Genomic DNA, 14,567 nt, shown 5'->3' with positions numbered 1-14,567 from the left:
TTTGCTTAAATTTAAACTAAATACTCGAGATTCAATTGCTTGAAAAATGAAAATTTCAAAAAGTATAACTTAAAAAAGCAACTATTATTTATTTTGATATTCTTCAATAATAGTTTTTACGCTTTCTCTGTTGAAAATTATTGGAAATAATTCTTCCATTACAATAGCATATTCAGCATCTAATGATAAAGCGTTTTTTAAATGGTAATATCCTTTTGTTCCTTCATTTAAGGTGAAATAAAGTCCGGCTAACCTGAATTCAATTTCGGCAATTTCAGGATAAAATTCAGCAGCTTGAAATAAAACTTTTACCGCGGTTTCATATTCACCTAAATTAATAAGTAAATCGCAACGCGTGATCCAAGTTTCGAGTTCGTAGTTTCCTAATTCAAGACTTTTTTTATAGCCTTTTTCGGCCTCTTCATAAAAATTAAGACGATTATTTATTTTTGCATATCGTTTCCAATACAATACGTTTTCTTCATCAATCGCAATAGCTTTATTGATGTAATAAAGCGCTTTTTGATAATCGAGTTTTTTAAAATGAAAATCGGTAATGGCAAGCCAAGCTTTATCGAGTAACGGATCTTCATTTACCGCTTTCGTATAGTATTGCAAAGCTAGATCTTGATCTTTTATTTTTTCGTAACATTTTCCGATTCGTAAATATGCAAACGCTGTAGGATCGTCTAATTTTAGAGTGATGTGGTAATTTTCGATTGCTTCATTAAAACGCTTCATTTTTTCGAGCACTTTTCCTTTTTCCATGTAAGCACCAATAAATGTATCATCAGAAATAATTGCGAAATCGAAGGCTGTTAAAGCACGATCGTAATCTTTTAAATCGAAATATTGCTTTCCGACTTGATGCCAAGCTACTTCAGAATAAGGATTTTTATCTAAATACATATTTAAATAATCAATCGCTTCTCGTTGTTGTTCTAAAAAGTCGAAACAGTAAATTATGTTGTAAAGTGCCGCATAATCTTCATTGTCTAATTCTAGACATTTCATGAAGTTTAATTTAGCGTTTTTGTAATCTTCTAAAAACATATATTCCATGGCGATAAGCGCGTGAATTTCGGCTTCATCGGCAGAAATATCTAACGCGGTTTCCAACATATTTATGGCTTGTTGATGCGCATCGCGTTTTGAAAAAATATTTGCTTTTTGAATGTAAATTTCTTCGTTAGAAGGCTCAATTTCGTGTAAATTATTTAGAATTTCATCGGCTTCTTTTAATTTATCTTCAAAAATTAGAATTTCAACTTTAAATAATTGAAGATTTGTAGCGTGCGGATGTTGCTCTAAACCAAGCTTTACAGCTTTTTTGGCGAGAGCAAATTTTCCATTTTCTAAATAATGATATATGATTACTTCAAATTCATTTGAATCGAAAAACAAAATATCATTCGTTTTTAACATCGACTCAAATTTCGTAAGAGAGAAATTGTGTTCTTCGTTTTGACTTAAATGCATACACGAAATTTTACTGATTTCTACAATATTAAAGTTAGGTAACCCATTGCAATAATATTCTAAAATCGATTTTTTGTTGTTAACAAAGTAATTAACAGGTAATTTTATTCGATAATCGAGATTAAAATATTAGGAAATTTCTGTAAAAAATAGAAATGAATTCTATAAATTTTTAAGATTTTCCCCCGGCATAAATTAATCAATAGAATCTAAAATTTTCAAAATTATTTTAATCCCTTCTTCCAATTCATTTTCAGAGATGGTTAGCGGTGGTGTTATTCTTACAGCTTTTTTTTCGAACAACAACCAAAACAAAATGAGGCCTTCTTCTTGTGCTTTTAAAATTAATTCGTTCGCAATTTCTTCTGAAGAAACGATGAGCGCCAGCATAAGACCTTTTCCTCTAATCTCTTTAATATGACGATGAACAAGCCTTTTTCTTACAAAATTTTCCTTTTCAATGGTCTTAGCCATTAAATCGGAAGTGGTAATTTCTTTTAAAGTCGCTAAAGCCGCCGCGGAAATTACCGCGTTTCCGCCAAACGTAGTAATGTGTCCCATTTTAGGATTGTCGCTTAACGTATCCATAATTTCTGCGGAAGCAATAAAAGCACCAGCCGGTAAACCGCCAGCCATTCCTTTACCAATTACCAAAATATCGGGAACAATATTATAATGTTGATAGGCAAAAAGTTTTCCGGTTCGCCCAAACCCCGGTTGAATTTCATCTAAAATAAGTAACGCGCCAACTTCTTTACAGCGATTTTTTACCTTTTCTAAATAATTTGAAGTGGGTAAAATAAATCCTGCGCCACCTTGAATAGTTTCCAAAACCACCGCAGCAGTTTTTTCAGTAATTTGCTGAAGATTTTCTTCGTTATTAAAGTTTATAAAATCTATTTCAGGCAATAACGGTAAAAATGGTTTTTTGCGTTCTTCAAAACTCATTAAACTTAACGAACCCATTGTATTACCGTGGTAAGCATTTTTTGCGGCTAAAATTTGTGTTCTTCCTGTGTAACGACGTGCCAATTTTAAAGCTCCTTCTATTGCTTCGGTTCCGCTGTTAACTAAATAGGTTTTTGCTGAGGCAATTTCACTATGTTTTGCAATTAATTGTGAAAATTCTACCGCTGGTTTTTGAGCATATTCGCCATAAACCATCACGTGTAAATATTTTTCTAATTGCGTTTGAATGGCCGCAATAACTTTAGGATGCCGATGTCCTAAACTACAGGCAGAAACGCCGGCTACAAAATCTAAATATGCTTTTTTATCGGTACTGTAAATATAACTTCCTTCAGCCGATTCGATTTCTAGACCGAGTGGATGTGGCGTAGTTTGTGCTTGATATGTTAGAAACTCTTTTTTCAACAGGATAATTACTTATTTTTTAATTGAAGCGTAGTTTTTTCTTCTTCATTTTCTTTGGATTGATGCTGAAGCTTTTCGGGTGTTAATCTCGATTTTTCATTCAGCAGCGGATCGTCGCCTTCTTTCTTTTCATCAAAAAAAGTATCTTCTTCTTCGGGTAACGGAATTCCTTTAATTTTTGGAAGTTTTAATGGGGGTTCATTTAAAAATAAATCTGATTTTTTAGTGAGTTGTTCGTCACCTCGCCAATTAAAACCTCTTAATTTTCGAGCATTTTCAGGAAAATTTTCAGGTAACATCATATCACCTTCAGGATTATTGTAATAATAGATGTTGGTAACCGCTCGGTCTTCAAAAAGAATTTTTATACTTGAGGAAAGCATTTTGTCAATACCGATTAGATTTTTTTCTTCATCTCTTGAATAATAAATGGTTTCAGTATTTTTAATGAAGTTGGCTTCAGAAAGCTCATTTTCTTCATTAAATAATCCGTACATTTCTTTTCCTTTCACTTGATTAAAACCTTTAATGCTGTCTTTTTGAATCATAAAGGCATCGTAAAAAACTTTCAGGCTATCTAATTTGTCGGTTATGGTATCATTTAATAAATGAATGGTATCGCCGGTAAGTTGGTTATTTCCTGACCAAACTACTGGTTTTCCTAACATTTGAGTTAATCCGCTTGGTTCGTCAATATGAATAGAATCGCATTTTCCGCTCATATTGGTTTTGTATATTCTGGTATCATAAAAACCTCGAATAACTCGTTTCTTTGTTTTTCCAGTAATCATTAACGTATCGCTATGAATGTGAATAGAATCTTGTTCTTGTTTCATAGACGCGACGGCGCGTTTCGTGATAAAAACAGAATCTTTAGCTCTAAAAACTTCAGCATAATGACCTTTTACAACAGAACTATTCGCTGTATCGGTAACTTTAATATTATTGGTTGCAGAAGCGAAACTGTTTGTTTGATCGAAAAATATACTATCGCCTTCCAGTTTTCGATTCTCATAATATACCGTAGAATTTTTAACAAAATATCCTTTATCATTTCGGGTATCGTAAAAACCACGTTCGCAATAGACTTTACTGTTTTCGCTGGTAATCGTTGAAGGTCCGTATAAATACGCGTGACCAGTATTGGTATAAAAATCTAATTGTTGCGAATTAATGATGTAATCTTTGTTGGTGACCACCACATCGTTCACAAACGAATATTTTTCATCTTGCATAAAATACCTGCCAATTACACTTTTAATGGTACTCGCGGTATCTTTTACAGTTCCGCCGCTACGGTAAAACGATTCCTGTTTTTTTCGGTCGAAAAATAACGTATCGGTCGTTAAAGTGTTGGATGGAGTTGATAATTTTACATTATTACTGGCGAAAGCAAATTGCGTATTTCCATCATATTCGGCGTATTTGCTGGTTAAGGTTACGGTGTCGCCTTGTTGCATTCTTACATTTCCGAAGGCTTTAAAGAAATCGTCTTTTTGATAAAAAATAGCTTGGTCGCACCAAACTTCAATTCCTTCGTGTGTAAAATAAACTTGCTTATTTACTTTACTGAAAATAAGTGCGCCGGGATATTTTTCTTCATTTTTAATGGTTCGTTCACTATCGTAATCAATTTTTTTTTGCGCTTGTAGTTGTAAAGCAAAAAAAGTGAAAGCGAAAAATATATAGACTTGGAGGTTTTTCAATCGTTTAATTTTGTTCAAAAATACTAATTAATAAGAAAACTATATGAAAGTTGCTCTAATCAAAAAACGCTCCAAAATTTTATTGAAGCGTTCTTTTTAAAAATTATTTCTTTTAAGATCGTAAGATCGTTTGTTTTCTATCGGGTCCTACAGAAATTATGGTAATAGGAATTTCAAGTTCTTTTTCAATAAAAGCGATATATTTTTTGAAGTTTTCAGGAAAATCGGCTTCACTGCTAATTTTAGTGAGATCTTCTTTCCAGCCTTTTACTTCCGTATAGATTGGAGAAATATTTTCTTCTTCAATATTATACGGTAAATGATGAATGGTTTTGCCTTTATATTTATAACCTGTACAAACTTTTAGGGTTTCAAAACCGCTTAACACATCGCCTTTCATCATCATTAATTGCGTAACGCCATTTACTTGAACAGCATATTTTAAAGCGACTAAATCTAACCAACCGCAACGTCTTGCTCTTCCAGTTGTGGCTCCAAATTCATTTCCGATTTTTGCCATTCGCGCGCCATCTTCATCGAAAAGCTCGGTTGGGAAAGGACCGCTTCCTACACGCGTGGTGTACGCTTTAAAAATTCCGTAGACTTCATTTATTTTATTTGGTGCAACGCCTAATCCTGTACAAGCTCCAGCAGCTGTTGTGTTGCTGGAAGTTACAAATGGATAGGTCCCAAAATCGATATCTAACAGTGAACCTTGCGCTCCTTCTGCTAAAATGCTTTTTTCTTCTTTTTGCGCTTGATGAAGGTATTCTTCAGAATCGATGAAAGTCAATTTTTTTAAACTCTCTACAGCTTCAAAAAATTCTTTTTCTAGTTCTTTTAAATTGTATTGAATATCTACATTATAATAAGCAATCATCGATTCATGCTTATTGGCAAGTGTGCGGTATTTTTCTTGCCAATTATCCATTTCTAAATCACCTATTCGTAAACCGTTTCTTCCGGTTTTATCCATATACGTGGGACCGATCCCTTTTAAGGTTGAACCGATTTTCGCTTTTCCTTTGGAAGTTTCAGAAGCAGCATCTAACAAACGATGCGTTGGTAAAATGATATGAGCTTTTCTGGAAATTAATAATTTGGAAATATAATCTAAGTTGAATTTTTCTAGATTATCAAGTTCTTTTTTAAAAATTACAGGATCGATTACCACGCCATTGCCAACTAAGTTTATTGCTTTATCATGAAATATTCCTGAAGGAATGGTGTGTAAAACGTGTTTTATACCGTCGAATTCTAAAGTATGACCCGCATTCGGACCGCCTTGAAAACGTGCGATAATATCATATTTAGAGGTGAGAACGTCAACGATTTTTCCTTTTCCTTCGTCGCCCCACTGTAATCCTAGTAGCAAATCTACTGCCATAAAAAAGTTATTTGGATGATTTTTTATTTCCGTAAAAATAGAGGGAATGATTGGTGATTTCGATATCAAAAACCTCTTCTATTGTTTGTTTAATCGATTGAATTCTGGGATCACAAAACTCGATAACTTCCCCGGTATCGGTTAAGATCACGTGATCGTGTTGGCGGTCGAAATATGATTTTTCGTACTGCGCCTGATTTTTACCAAATTGATGTTTTCTTACCAAACCACATTCCAATAAAAGTTCAATAGTATTGTAAAGTGTGGCACGACTTACGCGGTAATTTTTATTTTTCATGGTAATGTAAAGCGATTCGATATCGAAATGCTCTTCACTATCATAAATTTCTTGAAGAATGGCAAACCGTTCGGGTGTTTTGCGGTGTCCTTTTTCTTCTAAAAACTTTGTAAATACGTTCTTTACAACGGCTTGGTCGTTATTATTTTTTTCGGTACTCTCCATAATTCAGGTTGCAAATTTACGCTTTATTCGCGTGTTACCTTATCAATTCCACTTATTTTTTTAAGGCGATCGATTAATTTTTTTAAAATGGTTTTGTTCTTTACAATTACGGTTATTTTTCCTTCAAAAACACTTTGGTTACTCTTAAATGCAATATCTCGCATATTTACATGAAGGTTGTTCGAAATCTCTTTGGTGATTTCGCTTACCAAGCCTAAATTGTCGAGACCGGTAAGTTTAATAACCGCTTTAAAGTCTTCTTGTGAAGAGTCGATCCATTTTGCCGGCATAATGCGATATGCATAATTACTCTGTAACTGAATGGCGTTTGGGCAATCTTTTTTATGAACTTTAATTCCATCATTTACCGTTACAAAGCCAAAAACAGGATCGCCCGGAATTGGGTTACAGCAATTTGCGAGATTGTATTCAAATTTTTCTTCGTCTTTGCCAAAAACCAATTGGTCGTAATTGGTGGTAATTTCATCTTTTTCTAAATCTTCAGAAACACTCGGTTTTCTACTAATTTTACTTTTGAAGAATGAAACCAGGGCGTTGCTTCGCGAAGCTGCATATTCTTTTAAAGCCGAATTATCGATCGTGCCAATTCCAACGCGATAAAATAAATCGAGACTTGTTTTTAGTTTAAAATACCGGACAAGTTCGTTTACGGTTTTGTCATTAAATGGAATTTTTTGGGTGCGTAATTTTCGGATTAAAACGGCTTTACCGTCTTTGGCTATCGATTTTTTCTCTTCCTTTAAAGAAGATTTAATTTTAGATCGCGCTCTTGCAGTCGTCGCATAATCTAACCAGTTATTATTCGGTTTTGCTTGAGAAGAAGTAATAATATCTACTTGATCGCCACTTTTTAATTCGTGACTCAATGGAACTAATTTCCCGTTAACGCGAGCTCCACGCGTTTTCATTCCTATTTCGGTATGAATGCTGAATGCGAAATCTAAAGGCGTTGCTCCTTTTGGTAATGATTTTAAATCGCCTTTTGGCGTAAAAACGAATATTTCTTTGGCGTATAAATTCAGTTTAAATTGTTCAACAAAATCTACCGCATTCACCTCACTATTTTCTAACGCTTCTTGTAATTTATTAAGCCATTGATCGAGGTTTTTGTCATCTTGCTGTTCGCCGTGTTTGTATTTATAATGCGCGGCGTAACCTTTTTCGGCAATTTCGTTCATCCGTTGGCTACGAATTTGAACTTCCACCCAGCGGCCTTTGGGTCCCATTACCGTGATGTGTAAAGCTTCGTATCCGGTAGATTTTGGTGAAGAAATCCAGTCGCGAAGTCGGGTAGGGTTGGGGCGAAAATGATCGGTTACAATGGAATAAATTTTCCAGGCGATAAATTTTTCGTTTGCCGGTTCGCTTTTATAAATAATTCTGATAGCGAATTTGTCATAAACTTCATCGAATGAAATATTTTGTTTTAAAATTTTCTTCCGAATGGAAAAAATAGATTTTGGTCGACCTTTAATTTCGTATTCTAAATCTTCCTTGTCAAGTGAATCTGAAATAACTTTAGAAAAAGCATTTATATATTCATCTTGCTCTTCTTTACTTTCTTTAATTTTATTTAAAATATCTCGATATACTTCCGGTTCGGTATATTTTAAACTAAGATCTTCTAATTCGGTTTTTATATTGTAAAGTCCGATTCTGTGGGCAAGTGGAGCGTAAATGTATAAAGTTTCCGAAGCGATTTTAAGTTGCTTGTCAGACCGCATCGCATCCATTGTTTGCATATTATGAAGACGATCTGCGATTTTAATGATAATTACGCGAATGTCATCATTTAGCGTAAGTAACATTTTTCTAAAGTTTTCCGCTTGAAGCGAAACATCTTTTTCTGACTTTAAATGACTAATTTTTGTAAGTCCGTCAACAATTCGCGCTACCACTTCGCCAAACATTTGTTCAATATCGGCTAAGGTATATTCGGTATCTTCAACAACATCGTGTAACAAGGCAGATGCAATAGAAGTCGCGTCTAAACCAATTTCTGAAGCTACAATTTTTGCTACCGCAATTGGGTGAAAAATATAAGCTTCGCCCGATTTTCTACGCTGATCTTTATGCGCATCTACCGCAATTTCAAACGCGTGGCGAATAAGCGCTTTGTCTTCATCACTAAGTGAGCGGTAACTTACCCGAAGCAATTCTTTATATTGCTTGGCTATTTTTTTATTTTCTTTTTGAATGTCTTCTTCAGTCATCATCATAGCAACTAATATACTAAAAAGAATTTGTCTTGTTATGGTTTAAATTTTGAATTCGTTGCAATAAAGTTGGATGCGAATAATGAAAAAATACGTAAGCTTTATGCGGTGTTAAATTGCTTAAACTTTTGCTCGATAATTTTTTTAAGCTCGAAATTAAAGCGTTTGCATTAAAAGTGTTTTTAGCGTAATTATCGGCTTGATATTCAAATTTTCTGCTGAGCCAATTCATCACTAAACCTGTAATTTCTGAAATAGGCGTGTATAAAATACCGAAGGTAATTAACCCGATATGGAAACTCGGTTGGTTTACACCTAATGCTTCGGAAAGTAATGGATTTCCCACAAAAAGTGAAAGCAACCATAATGTAAAACCTGTTGTAATTATAGAAGTTATTAGATTGAAAATGATATGTTTTTTCTTGTAATGACCAACTTCGTGCGCTAAAACTGCAACAATTTCATCTTCCTCTAAATCGTTCACCAAGGTATCGAAAAGAGTGATTCTTTTTTCTTTTCCGAAGCCGGAAAAATAGGCGTTGGCTTTGGTGCTTCGTTTAGAACCGTCGATAATAAAAATATTGTCTAAGGTAAAACCGACACTATTAGCGTATTCTTCAATTTTATTCCGAAGTGAGCCTTCTTCTAAAGGAGTTTGTTTATTAAAAAGCGGAACAATTAATTTACTGTAAAACATATTCAGGAATAATGAAAAAACGGCGACTAAAATCCACGCGAAAATCCAAAAGTTTTCTCCCGTTAATTGATAGAACCATATGATAAGCGCTAAAATTCCGCCGCCTAAAATAGCACCCATTAACCAGCCTTTTAGTTTATCTAAAATGAAGGTTTTTTTAGTGGTTTTGTTGAACCCGAATTTTTCTTCAATTACAAAAGTACTGTAATACGAAAATGGCGTGGTCAAAATATCGCTTCCGAACATGATAATTCCAAAGAAAATTAAAGCGATTAAAATAGGGTTATTACTGATGTTTCTGGCGAATTCATCTACTATAGCAAAACCATCGAGAAAGAAAAAAGTTAAAGTCAAAATCAAGGAAAACGCAGAAGTAAGAATCCCGAATTTATAGCGTGTTTTTTTGTACGCTTGCGAACGTTCATATTCTTCTTCATCGTACACATCATCTAAAACTGCGGGAAGTTTATCGTTATAATGTTTTGCATTTAACGCATCTAAAGACTGATCGACAATAAAATTAAGGATGATAATACCAATTAATATATAAAATAAGGTTTCTGGGGTCATAAAGGAATTGAGTAATAAATTAATTTTCAAGCAAAATTAAAATTCTTAATCGAAGTTTCGCTGTCTTTTCGCTTCAAAAATTAAAATTCCTGCGGCGACAGAAACGTTCATCGAATCGATCTTCCCTTGCATCGGGATATGAATATTTTTTGTTGCAGCTTTTCGCCATTCTTCACTTAATCCATCGGCTTCGGTTCCTATGATAATTGCGGTTGCTGAGGTGAAATCTTGATTAGTATAAATTTCAGAATCTTGTAAAATAGCGCTGTAAATCGCGATATTTTTTTCCTTTAAATAAGAAATTATTTCTGAAGTATTTCCGCTAGCGATTTGGTTGGTAAAAACACAACCCACGCTAGAACGAATAATATTCGGATTGTAGATGTCGGTTTTTGGGTTTGCTATTAAAACAGCATCAACTTTTGCAGCGTCGGCAGTTCGCAAAATTGCTCCGATATTACCGGGTTTTTCCGGAGCTTCAGCTACTAAAATTAAGGGATTTTCAGTCTTAAATTTTAAACTTGCTAAATCATTTTCTTTTGCTTTTGCGATTGCTAAAATACCTTCAGTGCTTCCGCGGTAAGCAACTTTTTGATAAACTTCTTTAGAAAGTTCAACTACATTTAATGCTGAAAAATTTTCAGTAAATAATTCTTTTTCCTGAAAAATTTTGTTACAAAAATAAATAGTTTCAAGTTCATAACTTGCTTCGATTGCTAAGGTGATTTCCCGAAAACCTTCAATTACAAAACGTTTTTCTTTTCTTCGGGTACGCGATTTTTCTTGTAATTGTGTAAGATATTTTACGGTTTTATTTTGAAGACTACTAATTTTCTTTTCCATAATTATAAATTTCCCTCTTTTTCAAAATAATTCACCAACAACGCAACTACATAATTATAACTATCGATTCCTTGCGGCTGATTGTTGGCTTGCAAATATCCGCCATAAAATTCTTTAAAATAGGGTTCTAAGGGATTTTCGTGTTTTTTCCAAAATAAATCGACTTCCTGATAATTTTTTTTAATCCCGATTGGCAATACAGCGATTAAATTTTCAGCCTCACACGGGTCTTGCAGAAGCAAATCGCCTAAAGAATATTTTAAAGCAAACGTGTAGCCGGCGTAACGCATTTTAATATTTTTATGATTCATCGTATTTAAACACGCTATAAAATTTGCTTCATTTTCTTTCGCATAACCTAATTGATGTCCTATTTCGTGGCTTATTGTGGTGGGAAGTTTAAATTCTGGAATCCAATTATTTATTTGTGCTTCTCCCGTTAACGGATTCAAATACCCATTAAAACCCATATACGTTAGCGGAATTGTAAAAAGTGAAGGTTTTATGCTTTTTCCGCGATAATGCAGTTCAGGATATTCATTTTCTAAATCGTGATAACCTTGTAGCGCTAAATTTTTTAATTCCGTATGACTAAAGTTGAAATCTACTTTTACCGTATCATTTTTTACAATTGCGTGATGTAAACTTACCGTGCGTTCAATTAATTTTTTACTGAAATTTTTTAATTCCGTTTTTGAATATTCTTTTTCTATGGAAAGTGATTGGTGCAAAGGCAAACGGTAATAATTTAATCCCCAAAAAATGTGAAAAGAAAAATACAAAATCGATAAAAAAGCAAATGTTCTTAAAACCCATTTTTTTGGATTTTTAAAACGCGTTTTTATGCGAATAAAAAGAAAGCGCAGCATTAAAATCAACAAAAACGCATATAAAAAATCGCCGATAGAAAACGGAATCCAGCCTAATAAATACCTGAAAAATTTTGAAATGTGAGGGTAAATTCCTTTACTGTAATAGGTTTCAATAAAATTTGGATGATCTGCTAAAATAGAAATTCCCGCTACTTGAAGAGGGAGTAAAATAGCTAAAATGAGTTCGGTTTTTTTCTTCACAAGTTAAAAATACAAACTAAATCAGCTTCTACAAATTTTATAGTTGAAAGGAGAAACAATATCTTTGTGAAAATTGAAATTTAGTTATGCTGAAGCTTACTCAGAATTACACTAAAATGAATGAAACTCTGTAGTAAATTCAGGTTAAAAAACTTTAAAAAATAAAAAATGAATCAAGAAATAAGAAATTTAGAACCAAGTCAAGTATGGAATAAATTTGCCGATTTAAATGCGGTTCCGCGCCCTTCAAAAAAAGAAGAACGCGTGATTGCATTTATGAAAGATTTCGGTAAAAAATTAGGATTGGAAACCATAGAAGACAGCGCAGGAAATGTAATTATAAAAAAACCTGCAACTTCAGGTTATGAAGATCGCCAAACAATTGTGTTGCAATCACATTTAGATATGGTTCATCAAAAAAATAATGACACCGATTTCGATTTTTCTTCCCAAGGAATAGAAATGCATGTCGATGGCGATTGGGTTCGTGCAAAAGGAACAACTTTAGGTGCCGATAATGGGTTAGGAGTTGCTACAATGATGGCGGTTTTAGAAAGTAAAGAAATTGAGCACCCGGCTATTGAAGCACTTTTCACCATCGATGAAGAAACGGGAATGACCGGAGCAAAAAAATTAGACGAAAACGTACTCGACGGACAAATTCTTTTAAATTTAGATACCGAAGAAGATGATGAAATTGGTATCGGTTGTGCCGGCGGTGTAGATTTAACAGCCACCAAAAATTATACTGAAGAAACGCCGAAAGAAAATTCAAAAGCTTATAAAATTGCGGTAAAAGGTTTAAATGGTGGACATTCGGGAATGGATATCATTAAAGGTTTGGGCAACGCTAATAAATTAATGAACCGAATTTTATACGGATTACAAGAGCAAATCGACATACAAATTGCTAATATTCACGGTGGTGGTTTACGAAACGCGATTCCTAGAGAAAGCGTGGCTGAAGTTGTAGTTGCTGAAGCAGGAGTTGAAGCATTTCAAAAAACGCTTAACGATTTAGCGGAAGCTATTAAAACCGAATACAAATCATTAGAAGAGAATATACATATTGCTGCGGAAGAAATTTCTATGCCGAAAAAAGTAATGGAAGCATCTGCGCAAAAAGAGGTTTTAAATGCATTGTATGTTACGCATAATGGAGTTTATAGAATGAGTCCAGATATTGAAGGTTTGGTAGAAACTTCTAATAACATTGCAAAAGTCAGTCTAGAAAACGGAACGGTTGAAATTTCTTGTTTAACACGATCTTCAGTTGAATCTAACAAATGGGATTTAGCAAATTCATTACGCGCAGGATTTGAACTTGCCGGCTTTAAAGTGAATTTTTCAGGTGAATACCCGGGTTGGGCGCCAAATCCAGATTCAGCTATTTTAAAAGTTTTAGACGAATTGTATGAAAAACAAATAGGAGAGAAGGCCGATGTTGCTGCTTGTCACGCTGGTTTAGAATGCGGAATTATAGGAAGTCACTACCCAAATCTCGATATGATTTCATTTGGACCAACTATTCGCGGAGCGCATTCTCCAGATGAACGTGCCAGTATTTCTTCAATGCAGAAATTTTGGAAATTCTTTTTAGAAGTGCTAAAGAATATTCCAAAGAAATAATCGGGTTTTATTCCGAAAAAATGGCTGTTTGAAAAGTCTATTTTCATACACCTCAAATAAATTCAGAATGAGGTTTTCTTCTACTTTTCAAACAGCTTTTTTTATTCTTCTTTCCATTTAATATTACAACCAATACTTGGTTTTTGCTCTTCTGGAATTTTGCGATTATTTAAAATCGCATCTAAGGTTTCGCGAATGCTTCTTCCGGTAACAGGAATTCCGTTTTTTGGTCTGGAATCATCTAATTGTCCGTGATAAACTAGTTTTAACTCTTCATCAAAAACAAAAAAGTCTGGCGTGCAAACGGCTTGGTAATCTTTTGCTACTTGTTGCGTTGCATCAAATAAATAAGGAAATGTATAATTATATTTTTGGGCAACTTTCCACATCATTGCAGGTTGGTCTTCAGGATATTTTTCGATGTCATTGCTGGAAATTGCTATAAAACCAAAACCCAAAATTCGATAATCATTCGCTAGTCGTACAATTTCTTCTTGTACGTGTTTTACAAACGGACAATGGTTGCAAATAAACATAATTATTGTTCCTTTTTCTCCTTTAAGTTTATTTAAGCTATAGCGATTATTTCTAACCACATCAACTAATTCAAATGATGGAGCTTTGGTTCCTAACGGTAAATCTTTGGAAGTTGTTAATGACATAATTATTTTATTTGAAGAGGTAAATTAATGATTTTTCACGTATTTTTCGGCTAAAAATATTATGGAAATTAATTGGAAAGATTTTCAGAAAATTGAAATGCGTGTCGCAACTATTATAGAGGTTGAAGATTTCCCTGAAGTTAAAAATCCAGCGTATAAAATGCACTTAGATTTTGGCGAAGAAATAGGAATTAAAAAAACGTCAGCACAACTCACAAAACGTTATCAAAAAGAAAATTTATTAGGAAAACAAGTAATTGCGGTGGTGAATTTTCCGAAGAAACAAATTGCAAATATAATGAGTGAATGCTTAGTTTTAGGAGCGGTAAACGGGGGAGATATAACAATAATTCAACCGGAAGCAAAGATTGAAAATGGTTTAAGAATTGGATAAAAAAACAATAATACGGATTAAATGTGTTTTTATGTGTATATTTAGTTAAATTT

General features: G+C 33.7%; 12 protein-coding genes. 2 read left to right on the top strand and 10 right to left on the bottom strand.

Going from position 1 to position 14,567, the window contains the following annotated elements; translation table 11 throughout:
- Positions 1-84: 84 nt before the first annotated feature.
- From ACFFGL_RS01945 to ACFFGL_RS01905, 9 genes are all read right to left on the bottom strand, one after another.
- The gene (locus tag ACFFGL_RS01945; RefSeq protein WP_309727345.1) at positions 85-1,479 is read right to left on the bottom strand and encodes a tetratricopeptide repeat protein; all 1,395 of its coding nucleotides are present in this window, start codon (positions 1,477-1,479) and stop codon (positions 85-87) included.
- 195 nt (positions 1,480-1,674) lie between these two features.
- The gene (locus ACFFGL_RS01940) at positions 1,675-2,853 is read right to left on the bottom strand and encodes an aspartate aminotransferase family protein (protein ID WP_309727344.1); all 1,179 of its coding nucleotides are present in this window, start codon (positions 2,851-2,853) and stop codon (positions 1,675-1,677) included.
- Positions 2,854-2,861: 8 nt separating this feature from the next.
- Positions 2,862-4,559, bottom strand: a complete 1,698-nt coding sequence (locus tag ACFFGL_RS01935) for an OstA-like protein (RefSeq protein WP_309727343.1) — start codon at positions 4,557-4,559, stop codon at positions 2,862-2,864.
- A gap of 112 nt (positions 4,560-4,671) precedes the next feature.
- Positions 4,672-5,946 carry an adenylosuccinate synthase gene (locus ACFFGL_RS01930; RefSeq protein WP_309727342.1) on the bottom strand — a complete coding sequence of 425 codons (1,275 nt, stop codon included), beginning with the start codon at positions 5,944-5,946 and terminating at the stop codon, positions 4,672-4,674.
- A gap of 7 nt (positions 5,947-5,953) precedes the next feature.
- A complete protein-coding gene (locus tag ACFFGL_RS01925; protein WP_309727341.1) occupies positions 5,954-6,409 on the bottom strand; it encodes a Fur family transcriptional regulator in 456 nt (151 codons plus the stop codon).
- A 23-nt stretch (positions 6,410-6,432) separates the two neighbouring features.
- On the bottom strand, positions 6,433-8,643 hold the full coding sequence (locus tag ACFFGL_RS01920) for a RelA/SpoT family protein (RefSeq protein ID WP_309727602.1): 2,211 nt from the start codon (positions 8,641-8,643) through the stop codon (positions 6,433-6,435).
- Between the two features lie 19 nt (positions 8,644-8,662).
- Entirely contained in the window at positions 8,663-9,913 is a 1,251-nt protein-coding gene (locus ACFFGL_RS01915) for a M48 family metallopeptidase (protein ID WP_309727340.1), read from the bottom strand.
- A gap of 45 nt (positions 9,914-9,958) precedes the next feature.
- Positions 9,959-10,756, bottom strand: a complete 798-nt coding sequence (locus ACFFGL_RS01910) for a TrmH family RNA methyltransferase (RefSeq protein WP_309727339.1) — start codon at positions 10,754-10,756, stop codon at positions 9,959-9,961.
- Between the two features lie 2 nt (positions 10,757-10,758).
- Complete coding sequence (locus ACFFGL_RS01905) at positions 10,759-11,829, bottom strand: DUF3810 domain-containing protein (protein ID WP_309727338.1); 1,071 nt, start codon at positions 11,827-11,829, stop codon at positions 10,759-10,761.
- A 168-nt stretch (positions 11,830-11,997) separates the two neighbouring features.
- Between ACFFGL_RS01905 and ACFFGL_RS01900 the strand changes: the two genes are divergently transcribed.
- The gene (locus ACFFGL_RS01900) at positions 11,998-13,458 is read left to right on the top strand and encodes an aminoacyl-histidine dipeptidase (protein WP_309727337.1); all 1,461 of its coding nucleotides are present in this window, start codon (positions 11,998-12,000) and stop codon (positions 13,456-13,458) included.
- Between the two features lie 101 nt (positions 13,459-13,559).
- Here the strand turns inward: ACFFGL_RS01900 and ACFFGL_RS01895 are convergent, their stop codons facing one another.
- Complete coding sequence (locus ACFFGL_RS01895) at positions 13,560-14,120, bottom strand: thioredoxin family protein (protein WP_309727336.1); 561 nt, start codon at positions 14,118-14,120, stop codon at positions 13,560-13,562.
- 61 nt (positions 14,121-14,181) lie between these two features.
- Between ACFFGL_RS01895 and ACFFGL_RS01890 the strand changes: the two genes are divergently transcribed.
- Positions 14,182-14,514, top strand: coding sequence for a tRNA-binding protein (locus ACFFGL_RS01890; protein WP_309727335.1), 333 nt, complete (start codon positions 14,182-14,184; stop codon positions 14,512-14,514).
- The last annotated feature ends 53 nt before the right edge of the window (positions 14,515-14,567 follow it).

It is taken from the genome of Mesonia maritima, assembly GCF_042433895.1.
GTDB classification, from domain to species: domain Bacteria; phylum Bacteroidota; class Bacteroidia; order Flavobacteriales; family Flavobacteriaceae; genus Mesonia; species Mesonia maritima.
This window is presented reverse-complemented; position numbering and strand designations above follow the sequence as displayed.